Origin of the sequence: Nitrospina sp. 32_T5 (assembly GCF_052156635.1) — a bacterium.
Lineage (GTDB): Bacteria > Nitrospinota > Nitrospinia > Nitrospinales > Nitrospinaceae > Nitrospina.
The window spans coordinates 537,175-552,046 of the sequence record NZ_JBQKUO010000002.1 but is presented as its reverse complement, the minus strand read 5'-3'; the positions used below and the strand labels follow the sequence as shown (position 1 = coordinate 552,046).

Genomic DNA, 14,872 nt, shown 5'->3' with positions numbered 1-14,872 from the left:
ATGTCTTATTTGCCGCTTGTCCACAGAGCGCCTCCCCTTATACTTTCTAGTGGACGGTCGAATCCCTATAATGATTTTTTTATAAGAATTTAGGGTATTCTAGCCGATAGGAAATCGGGGTAGGGAACCATGGCTCAAGAGAATTCCATTCAGCGTCTAAAAGAACAGCTCAAAATCAAGAATCAGGAGCTGAAAAAGCAGGTCAGAGAAACGTCCAGGCTCTCTGACAAAATGAACAACATTACCGTCCTAAACAAGGAAAAAGTCAATGAATTATTGGGCCTGATCAAGCAAAAAGAACTGGAGCTGAAAGAAGCGCAGGAAGCCGTCTGGGCGGCCCGCATGTCCAAACGCAAAAAAGGCCCGGGAGACGAAAAAGAAGACGGGGAAGAAACGGAAGAACAGGTAGAGGACCGGGAGAGTGAAGTTCACGAAATCGATCCTGCCATCGTCAAGGAACTTGAGGAAACCAAAACCAGCCTGCAGAACCTCAGGAGTATTTTCAAGGAAACCCGGGAGGAACTCAAAAAAACCAGCAACGACAAATCCCTCCTCGTCAAGGAAGTCAAAAGAACCCGCAAGGAACTGGACCGGGTTAAGTCATTGAAAGACGAAGTCACCCGCCTCAAGCAGGAGTTGGAACAGAAGGCCGGCCCTTCCTACCAGCAGCTGGAAAAGGAAATCGAAGGCAAGGAAGCAAAAATCGAGAAACTGGAACGCATCATCAAGGATGCGACGCAGGACCGCGAGGACGGCAAGCTTCCTGCGGAAATCATTTTTGAGTTACGCATGGAGCTGAACGAACTGCTCCACGACAAGGAACGCCTGGTCATCGAGTTGGACCAGTTGAAAGATGACAACGAAGAGCTGGAAAGCAAGATCCAGACTCTGGAAGACAAGCAGGTCGCGAGACAGTTGGAGGGGCAGATCGCACTCGAACACCGCTCCTCATTCCGCACGGCATTCGTCTCCATGGAGGGTTTCCTTGTCACATACAGCGACATGATCACCCTTCTCCTCGCAATTTTCGTCATGCTGTTCACCATGTCAAACATTGACGAGGCCAAATTTGTGGAAGCCATCTCCTCATTTCAGGAGAAACAGGTCCGCGTGACCTCTCAAAACGTTCGTCTGACCAACCAGGAAATCGAAATGCTGGAACGCGTACGCGAACTGGTGAAAGACAATGTTGACCCGGAAGAGCTCGTGCGCGGAGACGTGAAAACGAAACTGATCCGCCTCAAATCCGAAGAACTGTTTGCACCGGGCAAGGCCACGTTGATTCCGGGTGCGGAGGAAACCATCTTTAAAGCCATCACGAACGACCTGAAGCAGGGCGTCAAGCAGATCCACGTAGAGGGGCATACGGACAACGTTCCCATCAGTACCGAGACCTTTCCCTCCAACTGGGAACTTTCCACGTCCCGCGCCGCACGGGTGGCACGTTACATCATTGAGGAACTCAATTTTCCGGAGGAGTTGATCGTCGTTTCGGGTTATGGCGAACACCGCCCCCTTAAACCGAATAACACCGATTCCAACCGGGCCATGAACCGGCGAGTCGAGATCAAAATTCTTAAAGACAAGGAAGTTCTAAAGGAAGAAAACGGGGGCAAGGGCCAGGCAATAAATGGACAACCCGTAAAGAAAACCTGAAAGGTCGTTCCGGGGGTCGAATCGTTGAACTTTGCCGGATTGGCCGCGGCGACCAAAAACCCATTCTCATTTATGGGTACGCCCTTTATAATTAGCAATTGAATCCTTTGAATCGAAAAACGTCCCGGGGAATTTTATGGCGGACAAACCGGAAAATATCGCGGAAACCCTTTTCAACAACCGCCAGATATTTTTGAGATACAACCAGAACAACCTCAACCGGATTCAACAACCTCTTTTTCACATGGACCGGCATGTGTTCACCATCATTCCCCGCCTCCTGCATATCAACCAGGAGGGACTCCCGGGCTACGTGAATGGCGATACGCCTTGTGGTATCCATCATTTTCAGCTCGACCATCGGGTTCAGCTCGCCGTGGAAACCCTTTTTCCGGACACGGTATTCCGCGGGAATGAAGAAGTCGATCCCTTCATTCACACGGTTTTGATTATGGGCAGTTGCGGTTCAATCGCCCAGAGCCGTAAATCCGACCTCGATTACACACTTCTGGTCAACAAGCACAGCGTATCGCCGGAAAGGCTGGGCCTTTTCAAGCAGAAGCTCCATCTTATCGAGAAATGGGCCTGGGACGAATTCAACCTCGAGGTCCACTTTTTCATAAATGACATACAAGAGGTCAAAAACAATATTTTTGGCGAAAGCGACACCGAAAGCACGGGTTCTGCCCAGGCCAAGTTGCTTAAAGAGGAGATGTACCGCACCGCTGTCATCACTGCGGGTAAACTTCCCTTCTGGTGGGTGGTCCCACTCAAAACCGATGACGATAAGTACGAGAACTATTTAAGCCTTCTCAACTCGCGTCAAACCCTGCTCGATCCCAATGAGTTCGTCGATATCGGCAACGTGGATGACATTTCACAGGGTGAGTTTTTCGGTGGCTCCATCTGGGCACTCATCAAATCCTTCAAGGCACCCTTCAAGACCCTTTTGAAAATGGGGTTGCTGGAGGAGTACATGTTTGGCAACACCCGTTTCAATCTGCTTTGCCATGAAATCAAAAAGAAAGTTTTCGGCGGTACCCTGTTCGACGACATCGACACCTACATTGCCATGTATGAACGGGTGGAGCGGTTTTTCAAGGAACACAAGGATGAAAATGCGTTGGACGCGCTCAAAACCTCTTTCGTTCTGAAGGTGGGTACCAAAGTCACTGGTGAAGAACTCGTGAAAGGCAGCCCCGATCCCCGAAAACGCACCCTGATCAACATGTACAACTCCTGGGACTGGGAACCGCAAAAACTGGAAAGCGTCAATTCCTATTTCAGCTGGCAAATGCTGGACAAGGTCGCGCTCGGAAACCGGATCAACAAAATCCTCATGGCCAGCTACAAAAACATTTCCGAGGCAAACAAGGAGTCCGGTGAGGAATCCCTGATCTCCGAACGCGATACGCACCTTCTGGGCCGGAAGCTGTTCAGCTTTTACCGGCCCAGTCAGAACAAGGTGGAAAACCTTTTCGCTCTGGTGGATGGAGAAACGGGTGAAAAGGAATTGACCTTCATGCTCCACCGCGTGAACCCCAAAGACAAAGGGGAGTGGTACCTGATTCGCGGAAAAACTTTGGCTTTCCTGGAGCACATTCCCAAGGAACAGATTCTCAAGAAGGCGTCGTCCCTGCAATTTCTCGTGGCCTTTGCCTGTTTCAACAGTTTGTTCCGCAAGGATACCGTTCTTCTGCTGCGAGCGGAGCAACAGTCCATCAAGGACCATGATCTGAAATTCCTGCTGGAAGACCTGTCTTCATTCATGTCGCAGGTTTCCGTGGCATCCATTCCCAATGAAGACCTGCTTACCCATGCCCGCCTGCGGCAATTGTTCATGATTGTGGATTTCGGGCACCCCATTCCGCGTGAGGTCATTATCGGCGGCCTGCAGGATTGCAAAACCGCCAGGGAATACGCGGATTTCATGAATAAGAAACTGGAACGCATTTCCAGCACCACCGCCATTTACCTCACCTCATGGGGGGAATTGTTCTGTAAAACGTATGTCGGAGCCAATTCCATGAACCGCTGCCTTGCAGAATTGCGGTCCATGACCCCCAACCGGGAAATCGACGAAGACGAATTTTTTAAATTTTTCGTACCCGGAAGCCGAAAAGAAAAAATAGACTTCTCCTGGCTGTCCCGGTACATCATGAAAACGCTGACTTTCAAAAAAGGAAAGGCTGCGGAAAGGGTTGAATCGGCCGACCCCAAATCCCATCCGACCGCTCCAAAGCCGTCGGAGCCGGACGCACAGGAGGTGGAAGAAGTCAGATCGAGGTCTTCGTCCGCCTGAACTGCAATGACTGAAACGAAAGAGATATGGCAATCGCAGTAAAAGAATCGGAAACCATATCCGGCTTGGAATACACGGGACGGTACCAACAGGAATCCCGCATCGACGTCGGCACCATTTTCGGGACCATGATCGGCGTCGGCCTGATCACCTGGGCCATCATCCGTGGAGGAAGCCCCGAAACCTTTTTGAACCTCAATGCGGTGCTGATTGTTTTCGGCGGTACCATCGCCACTTCGTTCATCGCCTACCCTTCAGGAAAAATCCTGAGCCTGATTCGTGTCATCATCAATGCTTACAGGCCGGACAATCAAGGACCCGCCGGCTACATTGAGCAGATCATGCAACTCGCCACCAAGTACCGGACCGGCGGCATCAAGCGTCTCAAAAACGAAGAAGAAAACGTGGAGAACCGGTTTCTGCGCACCGGCATCGGCATGATCGTGGATGGATACAACTCCCGCGAGATTCACGAAATCCTGGACCGGGAAATGAACTCGATGATCGAGCGCCACCAGCGAAGCCAGAAAATCCTTCAGTTCATGGCCGTACAGGCACCGATCTTCGGAATGGGTGGAACCCTGATCGGCCTGGTCCAGATGCTCATGCACATTGAGAACCCGGACACCATCGGCCCCTCTCTCGCGACAGCCCTCATCACCACATTTTACGGAATCATGCTCGCCAACCTGATCATCACGCCGGTGGTGGCCAAGCTCAGCCACCGGACGGAAAGCGAAACCCTGCTTTGCAAGATAATCCGTGTCGGGGTTCTGGGTATCCATGACCGCACCAACCCCCAGAAAATCCGGCGAAACATGAACGCACTGCTCTCTCCGGAACAGCAACGATAATGTCAAACATCGACGAATTACTGCAATTGACCCTCGCGAGCAAGTGCCAGGACGGCGTCAATTTCTCCCAGTATGATCTGAAGGGCATCAGCCTGAATGGCATCACCTTCATCTTCGGCGTGCTCAACGAAGTCATCCTGGAAAAATCGGAGCTGATTGACCTTAATTTTACCCAGGCATCCCTTGTGGATGCGAACTTTTACAAAGCCCGCATCAAGAATGTTGATTTCGGCAACGCCGACCTCAGCAACGCCAACTTCGAGGAAGCCACGCTCGTCGATTGCGTTTTCAAAAATGCATCCCTGGAAAACGCAAACTTCACCATGGCCAATCTTAAAGGCTGCATGTTCCGTGGCAGCAACCTGAACCACAGCAACTTTTCCGCCGGCAAGATGGAAAACTGTGACTTTTCCTTTTCCCGCATGATGTACAGCTATTGCCGGTCAGCGGAAATCAACACCTGCAAATTGAACGGAACCAATGCGCGTGGCTCGGACTTTGGATTCGTCAAGTTCCGCGATTCCGATCTTAAAAGCGCGGTATTCAAATACACGGATTTCAATTCCACCACTTTCCGGGATTCCAATTTATCCTTCGCCAATTTCATCGGCGCGGAAATGAAAGACGCCGTCTGCAAGGACAACGAAATGGAAGAGGCCAACCTGGAAGGGGCCGACCTCACCTACGCCAATTTTGAAAAATCAAACATGAGAAACGCCTTTTTTCTCGAAGCCAACCTGCACGGCACCAACTTCAACCAGACCAACCTGAAAAACGCCTATTTCGTGGACGCCAACATCTCCAAAGCGGTGCTGAAAGATGCGGTGCTGGAGAACACCATCCTCGAGTAACCTCTTTCCTCAGGCAAGGCGTGCGAGAGCCCCCCTCTTTTAATATAATCAGCGCATGGCCTACTACTTCCTTATCCTGCATTTCCTTTTCATCTTGTACATGGTGGTGGGATTCATTGTGGGACTGATTGTCAACCACCGCACCTTCCGCTTTGTTCACGCGGCCCTGCTTGCGTTTGTCACGGTGCTCATGATCGTGAACATCCCGTGCCCCCTCACCGTTCTGGAAGAACACTTCTCCGACCAGGATTACGAAGGCTCGTTTCTCGCCACGTGGCTCAATCGCATCATTTATATGGAATGGTTCGATGCCGGCGCGGTGTTTGTGGCGGACATGACCTTCGCCATGCTGGTGTTCACGTCGTTCATCTGGCGGCCACCGCCGCCCGGCAGGTAAACAGAAGGGGAGCGGGGTTCAGCTTTCTTCTGAGAAATTGAGGAAGGGGCTCACACAGCGGAACCCGACGTTGTCAAAATAGTCATCGGGTCGCACTTCCGAGCGATGGAACACATACCGGTGCTCGTCCAGAAAATAATGCCCGCCTTCCTGGAAGCCGTTGCCGCGCAGAACTTTCAAATCGGTTCCAAATTTCTTGAACTGAAAGTCACTTCCCGGATAAGGCAGGTACCAGTCCAGTGTCCATTCCATCACATTGCCGCCCATATCGAAGGCCTGGAATGGACTGACGTCGCGTGGAAAACTGCCCACCGGCATCAACTTGCGCGGACCGTCGAGCCCGATGTTGGCGACGCCTTTTTCATAATCGTTGCCCCAGGGGTATAGGCGTCCGTCGGTGCCCCGCGCGGCCTTTTCCCACTGGGCTTCGGTGGGCAAAGACTTCCCCGCCCACATGGCATACGCCAGGGCCTCGCCCCAGGTGATGCCGGTCACAGGCAGGTCGCCCTGCTCTGGAAGATACATGCCGTTCAACCAGTGCCCGGGATACTCATGATACTGAACGGATTCGACGAACTGCTTGTACTCACGGTTGGTGACCTCGTACTTGTCGATGTAAAACGCGTCCAGGAAAACGGTGTGCCGGGGTTGCTGATCGCGGAACAGGGGTTTGACTGCGCCGATCTTGAGGTGCTTCTTCTCGGGGTCCGTTTTGTCCGTACCCATGATGAACTCCCCGGCGGGAACCAGCACCATTTCCTTGCCATCGACCTCGGAAATGAGCGATGCCGGAAGCGGCCCCCCTCCGCCAACTCCGCAATCGCAGTCCGGTTCGCCACAGGCGGCAAGTCCCAGAAGACAAAGGAGGATCAGGCAAACGATTCGGTGAAGGCGGAAAAACATGAAATCAAATAGCGGGAAAGGTTTTTAATAGAGGATTGCGTGAGGGTGTGAACGGAATTCAGATTTCGTCGTCGTCATCTTCCTCTTCTTCATCCGCACCGCTGATGGAAGCCTGAAGCTCCTCCTCCTCGGCCTGCGTCATCAGGGTCTGGATGTCCTGAAACCCCGACGCCAGCCTCTGGATATTGATGAGCAGGTTCACCAGTTCGCCATCCTCCATTTCCTTGATACCGGCAACCAGGGCACCCCGTTCGTCGTCGCTGTACTGTTCGTCAAACCGGTCGAAACAGGAGAGAATTTTGTCCTTGCAATGGATCAGGTCATAAAAAAAAGTCTGTACTTCGATTTTTGCCATGACGGTGGTTCCATCCCTTTCAATAGCAACATGCAACTACACGGTCAATCGAGTCGCATTTGGGTTTTAGAATTTCTGAGGCCTCAAAATAGCACAAAACCCTTCCGCTTCGGCAACCGTTTTTGATCTGCCTGCGTCTCATTCAAACCCGCAGCCTCCGCTCTGAGCCACTTCCTGCCGGCAACGCTTTAAAATGGGTTGCGCCATTGAAAACATTGATATTAATATATTAAGGCTAATTCTGGGAACCCGCACTGCGGGTTCCATTCCGAAAACAACCTGAAACTGAAGTAATTGGACGAGGATCACCGTGGCAGAAGGAGAACGCTTTGTGGACAATGGTGACGGCACCGTCACCGACACCAAATACAAAATGATGTGGTTGAAGGAGGACTACTATCAACGCAAGGGAAAGTGGTGCAGTTGGATGGGCGCCAACAAATACGTCAAGCTGATGAACGAAAAACAGTTTGCAGGCCATTCCGACTGGAGGCTGCCCAAAAGCCAGGACTGCCGCAACCTGTACGACCACGAATCCAAAAATTACGATTTCAACGACGACATCGTTCACATCGACTACATATTCCCGGAAGGTTGCGGATTCACCTACTGGTGCCAGGAAGAAAGCGGCCACAACGCCATGGCCTACAACTTTTACAGCGACCGGGGTTACCAGATCCGCAAAACGGCCAAGGACGACTCCTTCATGTCCTGCCGCCCGTGCCGGGCCACCGGCAAGGCCAAGGTGGCGAAACGCGTTTCAACCACCGGCAGAACCCGCCGGGAATAAGCCGACGGTCAGCCACCGCTCACCTTTAACAGGAGTTCGCCATTTCCAAGTCTCTGGACACCCCCGCCGCCAACGGACTGGGGCTGCACCGCTCCACCCGGGCGGAAATCGATTTGAGCGCATTCCGCTTCAACATCCGGGCCCTGCGCGGATGCCTGAAACCGGGAGTGCGCCTCATGTCGGTGGTCAAGGCGGATGCTTACGGACACGGTGTGCAACCCTGCGCCGAGGCGGCGCTCTCTGCCGGGGCGGACGTGCTGGGGGTCGGCATCATCGCCGAGGGCATCGAGCTTCGCCACTGCGGCATCGACGCCCCCATTCATTTGTTGATCGGTATTCTGCCCGACGAGATCGACGATCTGCTCCGCTACAACCTGTCGACCACGTTGTGCTCGCAACCCCTGGCGGAAGCCATTTCCAAAAAAGCGGCGGCGCAGAACAAACAGGCTGACGTTCACATCAAGGTCGACACGGGAATGGGACGCCTGGGCATTGGCTGGGAGGAGTTGCCGGCTTTCATCGAATTCCTGAGTGGTCTTAAAACGCTAAACGTCCTGTCCGTATTCACCCACCTGTCGTCCGCCGATGAGGATGCCGACTACACGCGCCTTCAACTGGATCGCATGCAGGAAGCACTGGACCTGGTAAAACAGAATAATCTGCCCTGCCCGCCGGTGCACTGCGCCAACAGTGCCGGCCTGCTGAACTTTGCGGAAAGCCAATGCGACATGGTGCGGTTGGGCATCGCGTTGTACGGGGTGGTTCCGCCTGCGCCACAGGGCCACGTCCCCACGCAGTCGCCGGAATTGAAACCGGTGATGCATTGGAAAACACGGGTGCTGCGGATCAACTCCCTGCCGGCGCACTCTTATCTGAGCTATGGCCGCCGTTTCATCACCCGGCGGGACAGCCGGATCGCCGTTCTGCCTGTAGGATACGCAGATGGCCTGAGCCGTGCGTTGTCTGGAAACATGGAAGTGCTCATCGACGGCAAACGCGCCCCGCAGGTGGGGACCATCTGCATGGATATGTGCATGGTGGATATCACCGACCTGCCGGAGGTGAAGGAGGGGGACGAGGTGGTGCTGTTCGGAAAGCAAGGAGACGACGCCATCACGGTGGAAGAACTTTCCTCCCGCTACAACACCATTCCCTATGAAACCCTGTGCGGGGTCGGCAAGCGCGTGCCGCGGGTTTACCTGCCCTGAACCGTCACTGCTTCCAGGCGCGGCCGCGAAGCGATTCAATCCGGTCGATGCCGTGGTCCCGGCACCAGTCGGTCAACCCATCGAGAATGTTCATCGTAGCGCGGGGATCGAAAAAATTTGCCGTGCCCACCTGAATGGCGGAGGCCCCTGCAAGGATGTACTCAATGGCGTCCTCCGCCGTGCGGATGCCTCCCAGACCGATCACCGGAATGGTCACAGCCCGCGACGTCTGGTACACCATGTTGAGCGCGATGGGCTTGATGGCCGGTCCGGACAGCCCGCCGGTGCCGTTTCCGTTTCCCAGGTACGGTTCGGCCGTTTCCGCATCCAGCACCATTCCGACATAGGTGTTGACGAGGGACAACGCATCCGCCCCCGCCGCCTCCGCCGCTTTCGCTGTAACGGTGATGTCGGTGACATTGGGCGACAGCTTGACGATCAGAAACTTGTCCGTGGAGCGCCGCGTTGCGCCCACCACCTTCTCCACGGTTTTGGGATCGGCACTGAACTGCACCCCGCCCTCTTCCACGTTCGGACAGGAAATGTTCATCTCCAGCGCGTCCACCCGGTCCAGCGTGGACAAGGCCCGCGCCATCTCCTCGTACTCCCCCACCGTGTCTCCGAAGAAGTTGCAGACCACCCGGCAGTCGTACATTTGCAGGTGCGGCAGTTTCTCATCCCGGAACCGATCGAACCCGACGTTTTCCAGCCCAATGGAATTGAGCATTCCCGCCGCCGTCTCCACGACACGAGGCGCAGGGTTACCCATACGGGGTTTCAGGGACAGTCCTTTGGTGCAGAATCCGCCAATCCGGTTGAGGTCGACAAAGGGGGTGAACTCCAGTCCGTAGCCAAACGTGCCGGACGCCGCGAGCACCGGATTGGCCAGCGAAAATGTGCCCAGATTGACAGAAAGATCGACTGCAGAACCCATATGATGATTAATTAAAATTTGTTTAAATAAAGGGTCGCCAAAAACGAAAAAACGTTTTATTTTTCAATCAGTTTTGCTTGACAGGCTAAAAATTGCAATATATACTTCATTTTGATTTTAAAGGGGATGTGGCTGCCGCATCCGTCTCCGGTTCGAGAGCGCTTTCTACACTAGCAGATTTACCGGATGTTCGCACGGAATTACTCTTTCCCTTCACCCGGCCCCCATCCCCCATCATCCACGTTCATTCCATTTGGAACGGAAAGAATCATGTCCCGACCCAGTTTGTTTGCCGAACCAAAACAGACCGAAACCGCCGACAAAAAATTTCTCAAACGCATCGATGAACTCATCGATGAATCGGAAATCGAGGCCATGGCTGAAATCGATAAACAAATCCGTTACAAGAACGCCAAGTTTGCACTGATCGCCCTCATTGCCGTTGGGCTCGCAGCCCTGCTTTACCTTGGGGTGGAGAACCAATCTTTACCCGGCCTGCCGGGAATGGATCAGACGGCGAAGGTGGAACCGCAACCGGCTCCCGCTCCGGAAATCGCACCCCTGAACGAAACCGTGGGGGCGGCGAATCCGCAGAACGAGGTGAAAGCCCCCACCACACCGGAAGCCACGGGAGAGGAAAAACCTGCATCCACTCTGGGCGAGATGGAAAATCAGGCCGCTTCTGCCATCAGTGAAGCACTGAATTCCCTGGACGAGTCGTCCTCTTCCCCCGCTCCGGTCAACACCATCCCGGAAGAAAAAGGACCGACGAAAGAAAAGCCCGCTGTCAAGGAAACCAAGGCGGAGGTGAAGTCCAACGGCCTTCCCATCAATCCCCCGGCCGGAGATTATTTTGTGCAGGTCGGTGCATTTTCGGTTAAATCCAATGCCGACCGCATGCTGAAAAAACTGAAAGCCGCGGGACTGCCGACCGCAATCAGTCAAACGGAAGGAACCTCTTCCATGCACACACTGCTGATCGGCGGTTTTTCTTCCCCGGACAGCGCACAGTTCCTCATGAAAGAACTTAAAAGCAAGGGCCACACCCCTGACCTGGTTCCCTCTCAAGACGGCAATTACGCCATTCTCCTGGGAAAAACCCGGTCCCTTAAAAATGCGGAGGCCATGCAGAAAAAGCTGGGACAGGAAGGCATCTTCACCCAGATTGAAAAAAGAAGGGTGAGCACGCCCATTCACGTGGTTCGCGTCGGTGGTTTCGCTTCCAAAGACCTGGCCGCCCGTTACCAGAAGGAAATCGCCAAGGTCGGATACCCCAAAACGCTGGTTCGCAAAATCACGAAATAACCCGCGCTGTTTTACGGGAATGACTCCCTTTACCGCAAAACCTTTCAGAAATGTTCAGTTCGCTGGATTTTTCTGAAAGGTTTTTTTATTCCCCCCGACTCACATCAAGAAATAAGGCTTCCTTTCAGGAAGGCAAACGCCCTAATCTATTGCCAGAAGGGAACCCATCCGGAAACCCGGTTCCCGCCACCCAACCTGAAGGCCTTTTATACGGAGACATCCATGAAAAAAACCATACCCGTTCTGACGGCGGCACTTCTCATCTGGGCCATTCCTTTTTTCGCCATTTCCCACGAGGGTGAACACAAAAGCAACGATCCCCACAAAATGGAATCCAAGCACAACATGTTTGAGGAAGGCAGTGGTTCCTCCGTACTGTCGGAACCCGGTCATGAGTACGGTCACGAATACAGAGAGGGCTCTCCCCATGACAGCATGAAATCCGGTCAGATGGACGAAGGCAGTGGCGGCATGAAGGACCATAAGACGACGCCACATCGCACCGGCCATGAGGAAGGGTCGGGCATGAAGTCCATGGAGCACAAGACACTCTCAAAAGGCACCCAAAGCGCACACTGATCCCCTGGGTCCCTCCCCCTGTGACCCGGAAAAGCCGGGGCTTTCCTCCTCTTGGCCCCGGCTTTTCATCTCTTTTCTGATTTCTATTTTCTTTGCTTATTTAACCTGATATCTTCAAATGTCGACTTGCCTCCACGCGCATTTTAATTCCAACCCCTAGAACCCCATTCATGCTTCTGGACATCATTTTCATACTGGGAGGTCTCGCCCTCCTGTATTACGGAGGGGAACTGCTGATCGGGGGATGCCTGCGCATTGCCCAGCATTACCGGGTCAGTCCTTTCGTGATTGGCGCCACGGTGATGGGCTTCGGCACCTCCGCTCCGGAGCTGGCGGTCAGTCTGCTGGCGGCCCTGGAAGGCTCGCCGGAAGTGGCCATGGGGAACGTGGTCGGCAGCAACATCGCCAACGTCGGCCTGGTGCTCGGCCTCACCGCGCTGCTGGTTCCTGTCCCCATCGACAAGGCCCGTTTCCGGCTGGAAACCCCTCCCCTCCTCATAGCATCCTTCCTGCTGATTTTATTTTCCTGGGACCAGGGGCTGGTTCGTTGGGAAGGATTGCTGTTTCTTGCCGGAATTGGGTGGTACATCGCCCGGGCCTTGAAAGACGAAGAAGAGTCGCTGCTTCATTTTGAGGACGAACTGAAATGGTTCCGCGGGAAGCCGATCGGGTTTCAGTTTATCCTGATTGTGGTGGGTCTGGTACTGCTGGTGGCGGGCGCACGCGGCATGGTGGTTGGAGGTGTCAGCCTGGCACGCAGTTTCGGAATTAGCGAATGGTTCATCGGAGTTACCATCATTGCCATAGGCACCAGTCTGCCGGAAATCGTTTCTTCCACCATGTCCGCCATGCGGGGCCATGGGGAAATGGCGCTGGGCAACGTGTTCGGCAGCAATATATTCAACATTTTCCTGGTACTCGGTGCCACCGCGTCCATAGATCCCTTAATGATTCAGGAACCGATCCGGGCCGACCTCATTTTCACGACGGCCCTCACCTGCATGCTTCTCATCATGATCAACATGAAACACCGTCTGGAAAAAGGAGGGGGTGTGGTGTTGCTTGCCGGCTACGCGTTTTATATCGGCGCCAAAGGATTGGGTCTGTTTTGAACCGGCGGGCCGTGACCAGGCCTTATCCAGAAAACAGCTGGCGGAAGAAATTACCGACGCCCGAACCGGACGGTTTATTGCCTTTGTCCTTCGATGCCTGGTTTTTATCGGAAGCAACCTTTGTCGCGGGTTTTTCGGTCGAAGCCGTTTTGGACTGGGCACCGTTTTTGGGACCCCCGTTCGTTTCAGGCAGTGGTGGCTCCGGGGTTTCCGGTTTCGGCTGATAGGTGGGTTTTGAAAGCATTTTGCAGCGTCCGTCAAAAACCGACCCCTCTTCAACCACAAGTTGAAAGGCCGAGATATCTCCGGTCAGATGGCTTTTTTCCACCAGCACCACCTTGTTGCCTGCCGAGACGTCTCCCTGGATGGTGCCCCGGTTGGTCAGGTGTCCGGCCTGGATATTTCCCAGGACGTTGCCCGACTCACCGACGATCAGGTGGTCGGCGGCAAACACCTCGCCCTCAACACGGCCTTCCACCAGCACCACACCCTTGACGCGCAAAACGCCTTTCAAGGTGACTCCTTTTTGTATGAATGAATCCATCCATGCTTCCTTTCAATGAATTCCTGACTGACGGAGGTCAGTATAACTGGTTCAAAATTAAAAGGTTAGTGATTTTTTTCGGAATGAGGACCCACACACCGCCTCAACGTTGCTAAAATGCGAAATTCCTGATATTTTACCCCTTTTATTTTTTTCGGCCCATCCCGCTCACCAGCCCAACGGAGAATTACATGAAGCGAAACGACGGACGCACGCCCACTCAGATGAGACCGGTGAGCATCAAAAAGAATTTTATCAAGCACGCCGAGGGCTCCGTCCTCATCACCGTGGGCGAAACCAAAGTGATTTGCACCGCCAGCGTCGAAGAGAAAGTGCCGCCGTTTCTGCGCGATCAGGGACAGGGCTGGGTGACGGCAGAATATTCCATGTTGCCCCGCTCCACCCACACGCGATCACAGCGTGAATCCACCCGAGGCAAAGTCGGTGGCCGCACCATGGAAATCCAGCGGCTGATCGGCCGGTCCCTGCGGACCGTAGTGGACCTCGAAAACCTGGGGGAACGAACCATCTGGGTGGATTGCGACGTGATCCAGGCGGACGGGGGCACCCGCACCGCCTCCATCACCGGGGCCTTCGTGGCGGTCTGCCTGGCGCTCAAGCACCTCCATAAAAACAAAATGATCGATTTCATCCCCGTCAAGGATTTCGTCGCCGCCACCAGCGTGGGCATGCTGGACGGAAACAAACTGCTGGACCTGGATTACAGTGAGGACTCCACGGCAGGCGTGGACTTCAACGTCGTCAAAACGGGCCAGGGACACTTCATCGAGGTCCAGGGCACCGCCGAGCGCGACCCGTTTTCCGACAAGGACATGCAGGAAATGCTGGGGCTGGCCGGCAAGGGCATCAAGGACCTGATTGACCTCCAGGAGAAAGCGATCGGCAAGCTGGACTGAAAGGGGCCCGGCTTGGGCCGGGACCCCCAACTTCCCCGAAGCCCGTGCTTCGGAAAAGATTCACAAGGCCAAAGTTTACAATTATATAGAAATAACCTACCGATTTTGTTAACATATGCTCCCGATTACCCTGAACACCATACCCAAACCGATTAATTCCGAAAC

The 14,872-nt window shown here is 53.9% G+C and carries 15 protein-coding genes; 11 read left to right on the top strand and 4 right to left on the bottom strand.

The window, feature by feature from the left end:
• Positions 1-129 precede the first annotated feature (129 nt).
• The 5 genes from ACTRW9_RS07400 (at position 130) to ACTRW9_RS07380 (ending at position 6,060) form a co-directional block, all read left to right on the top strand.
• Positions 130-1,656, top strand: coding sequence for an OmpA family protein (locus ACTRW9_RS07400; protein ID WP_442428846.1), 1,527 nt, complete (start codon positions 130-132; stop codon positions 1,654-1,656).
• A gap of 136 nt (positions 1,657-1,792) precedes the next feature.
• Positions 1,793-3,958, top strand: a complete 2,166-nt coding sequence (locus ACTRW9_RS07395) for a class I adenylate cyclase (protein ID WP_442428845.1) — start codon at positions 1,793-1,795, stop codon at positions 3,956-3,958.
• A gap of 26 nt (positions 3,959-3,984) precedes the next feature.
• Positions 3,985-4,812, top strand: a complete 828-nt coding sequence (locus ACTRW9_RS07390; protein WP_442428844.1) for a motility protein A — start codon at positions 3,985-3,987, stop codon at positions 4,810-4,812.
• Positions 4,812-5,663, top strand: a complete 852-nt coding sequence (locus tag ACTRW9_RS07385) for a pentapeptide repeat-containing protein (RefSeq protein ID WP_442428843.1) — start codon at positions 4,812-4,814, stop codon at positions 5,661-5,663. Before ACTRW9_RS07390 ends, ACTRW9_RS07385 begins: the two co-directional genes overlap by 1 nt.
• 55 nt (positions 5,664-5,718) lie before the next feature.
• Positions 5,719-6,060, top strand: coding sequence for a DUF2784 family protein (locus ACTRW9_RS07380; RefSeq protein WP_442428842.1), 342 nt, complete (start codon positions 5,719-5,721; stop codon positions 6,058-6,060).
• Positions 6,061-6,078: 18 nt separating this feature from the next.
• Here the strand turns inward: ACTRW9_RS07380 and ACTRW9_RS07375 are convergent, their stop codons facing one another.
• Both ACTRW9_RS07375 and ACTRW9_RS07370 read right to left on the bottom strand, forming a co-directional pair.
• Positions 6,079-6,963, bottom strand: a complete 885-nt coding sequence (locus ACTRW9_RS07375) for a formylglycine-generating enzyme family protein (protein WP_442428841.1) — start codon at positions 6,961-6,963, stop codon at positions 6,079-6,081.
• Positions 6,964-7,021: 58 nt separating this feature from the next.
• Complete coding sequence (locus ACTRW9_RS07370) at positions 7,022-7,318, bottom strand: hypothetical protein (RefSeq protein ID WP_442425674.1); 297 nt, start codon at positions 7,316-7,318, stop codon at positions 7,022-7,024.
• 310 nt (positions 7,319-7,628) lie between these two features.
• Between ACTRW9_RS07370 and ACTRW9_RS07365 the strand changes: the two genes are divergently transcribed.
• Together ACTRW9_RS07365 and alr are read left to right on the top strand one after the other, a co-directional pair.
• A complete protein-coding gene (locus tag ACTRW9_RS07365; protein ID WP_442425675.1) occupies positions 7,629-8,108 on the top strand; it encodes a DUF1566 domain-containing protein in 480 nt (159 codons plus the stop codon).
• A gap of 41 nt (positions 8,109-8,149) precedes the next feature.
• Complete coding sequence (gene alr / locus ACTRW9_RS07360) at positions 8,150-9,316, top strand: alanine racemase (RefSeq protein WP_442428994.1); 1,167 nt, start codon at positions 8,150-8,152, stop codon at positions 9,314-9,316.
• A gap of 4 nt (positions 9,317-9,320) precedes the next feature.
• Here the strand turns inward: alr and ACTRW9_RS07355 are convergent, their stop codons facing one another.
• Entirely contained in the window at positions 9,321-10,250 is a 930-nt protein-coding gene (locus tag ACTRW9_RS07355; RefSeq protein ID WP_442428840.1) for a dihydroorotate dehydrogenase, read from the bottom strand.
• 270 nt (positions 10,251-10,520) lie between these two features.
• On the opposite strand from ACTRW9_RS07355, the gene ACTRW9_RS07350 reads away from it, so the two are divergent.
• From ACTRW9_RS07350 to ACTRW9_RS07340, 3 genes are all read left to right on the top strand, one after another.
• Positions 10,521-11,555: an SPOR domain-containing protein gene (locus ACTRW9_RS07350; RefSeq protein ID WP_442428839.1), complete on the top strand. Its 1,035-nt coding sequence runs from the start codon at positions 10,521-10,523 to the stop codon at positions 11,553-11,555.
• Between the two features lie 222 nt (positions 11,556-11,777).
• On the top strand, positions 11,778-12,134 hold the full coding sequence (locus ACTRW9_RS07345) for a hypothetical protein (RefSeq protein WP_442428838.1): 357 nt from the start codon (positions 11,778-11,780) through the stop codon (positions 12,132-12,134).
• 170 nt (positions 12,135-12,304) lie between these two features.
• Complete coding sequence (locus ACTRW9_RS07340; RefSeq protein ID WP_442428837.1) at positions 12,305-13,246, top strand: calcium/sodium antiporter; 942 nt, start codon at positions 12,305-12,307, stop codon at positions 13,244-13,246.
• 22 nt (positions 13,247-13,268) lie between these two features.
• Here ACTRW9_RS07340 and ACTRW9_RS07335 read toward each other — a convergent pair whose 3' ends face one another.
• Positions 13,269-13,790, bottom strand: coding sequence for a polymer-forming cytoskeletal protein (locus ACTRW9_RS07335; protein WP_442428836.1), 522 nt, complete (start codon positions 13,788-13,790; stop codon positions 13,269-13,271).
• Between the two features lie 191 nt (positions 13,791-13,981).
• On the opposite strand from ACTRW9_RS07335, the gene rph reads away from it, so the two are divergent.
• Positions 13,982-14,707 (top strand): ribonuclease PH, encoded by a 726-nt coding sequence (gene rph, locus ACTRW9_RS07330; RefSeq protein ID WP_442428835.1) that lies wholly within the window; start codon positions 13,982-13,984, stop codon positions 14,705-14,707.
• Positions 14,708-14,872 lie beyond the last annotated feature (165 nt).

What these genes read in the sequence shown, in the direction of transcription:
- ACTRW9_RS07400 (WP_442428846.1), top strand. Translation starts at nt 130, where the DNA reads ATGGCTCAAGAGAATTCCATTCAGCGTCTAAAAGAACAGCTCAAAATC.
- ACTRW9_RS07395 (WP_442428845.1), top strand. Translation starts at nt 1,793, where the DNA reads ATGGCGGACAAACCGGAAAATATCGCGGAAACCCTTTTCAACAACCGC.
- ACTRW9_RS07390 (WP_442428844.1), top strand. Translation starts at nt 3,985, where the DNA reads ATGGCAATCGCAGTAAAAGAATCGGAAACCATATCCGGCTTGGAATAC.
- ACTRW9_RS07385 (WP_442428843.1), top strand. Translation starts at nt 4,812, where the DNA reads ATGTCAAACATCGACGAATTACTGCAATTGACCCTCGCGAGCAAGTGC.
- ACTRW9_RS07380 (WP_442428842.1), top strand. Translation starts at nt 5,719, where the DNA reads ATGGCCTACTACTTCCTTATCCTGCATTTCCTTTTCATCTTGTACATG.
- ACTRW9_RS07375 (WP_442428841.1), bottom strand. Translation starts at nt 6,963, where the DNA reads ATGTTTTTCCGCCTTCACCGAATCGTTTGCCTGATCCTCCTTTGTCTT.
- ACTRW9_RS07370 (WP_442425674.1), bottom strand. Translation starts at nt 7,318, where the DNA reads ATGGCAAAAATCGAAGTACAGACTTTTTTTTATGACCTGATCCATTGC.
- ACTRW9_RS07355 (WP_442428840.1), bottom strand. Translation starts at nt 10,250, where the DNA reads ATGGGTTCTGCAGTCGATCTTTCTGTCAATCTGGGCACATTTTCGCTG.
- ACTRW9_RS07350 (WP_442428839.1), top strand. Translation starts at nt 10,521, where the DNA reads ATGTCCCGACCCAGTTTGTTTGCCGAACCAAAACAGACCGAAACCGCC.
- ACTRW9_RS07345 (WP_442428838.1), top strand. Translation starts at nt 11,778, where the DNA reads ATGAAAAAAACCATACCCGTTCTGACGGCGGCACTTCTCATCTGGGCC.
- ACTRW9_RS07340 (WP_442428837.1), top strand. Translation starts at nt 12,305, where the DNA reads ATGCTTCTGGACATCATTTTCATACTGGGAGGTCTCGCCCTCCTGTAT.
- ACTRW9_RS07335 (WP_442428836.1), bottom strand. Translation starts at nt 13,790, where the DNA reads ATGGATTCATTCATACAAAAAGGAGTCACCTTGAAAGGCGTTTTGCGC.
- rph (WP_442428835.1), top strand. Translation starts at nt 13,982, where the DNA reads ATGAAGCGAAACGACGGACGCACGCCCACTCAGATGAGACCGGTGAGC.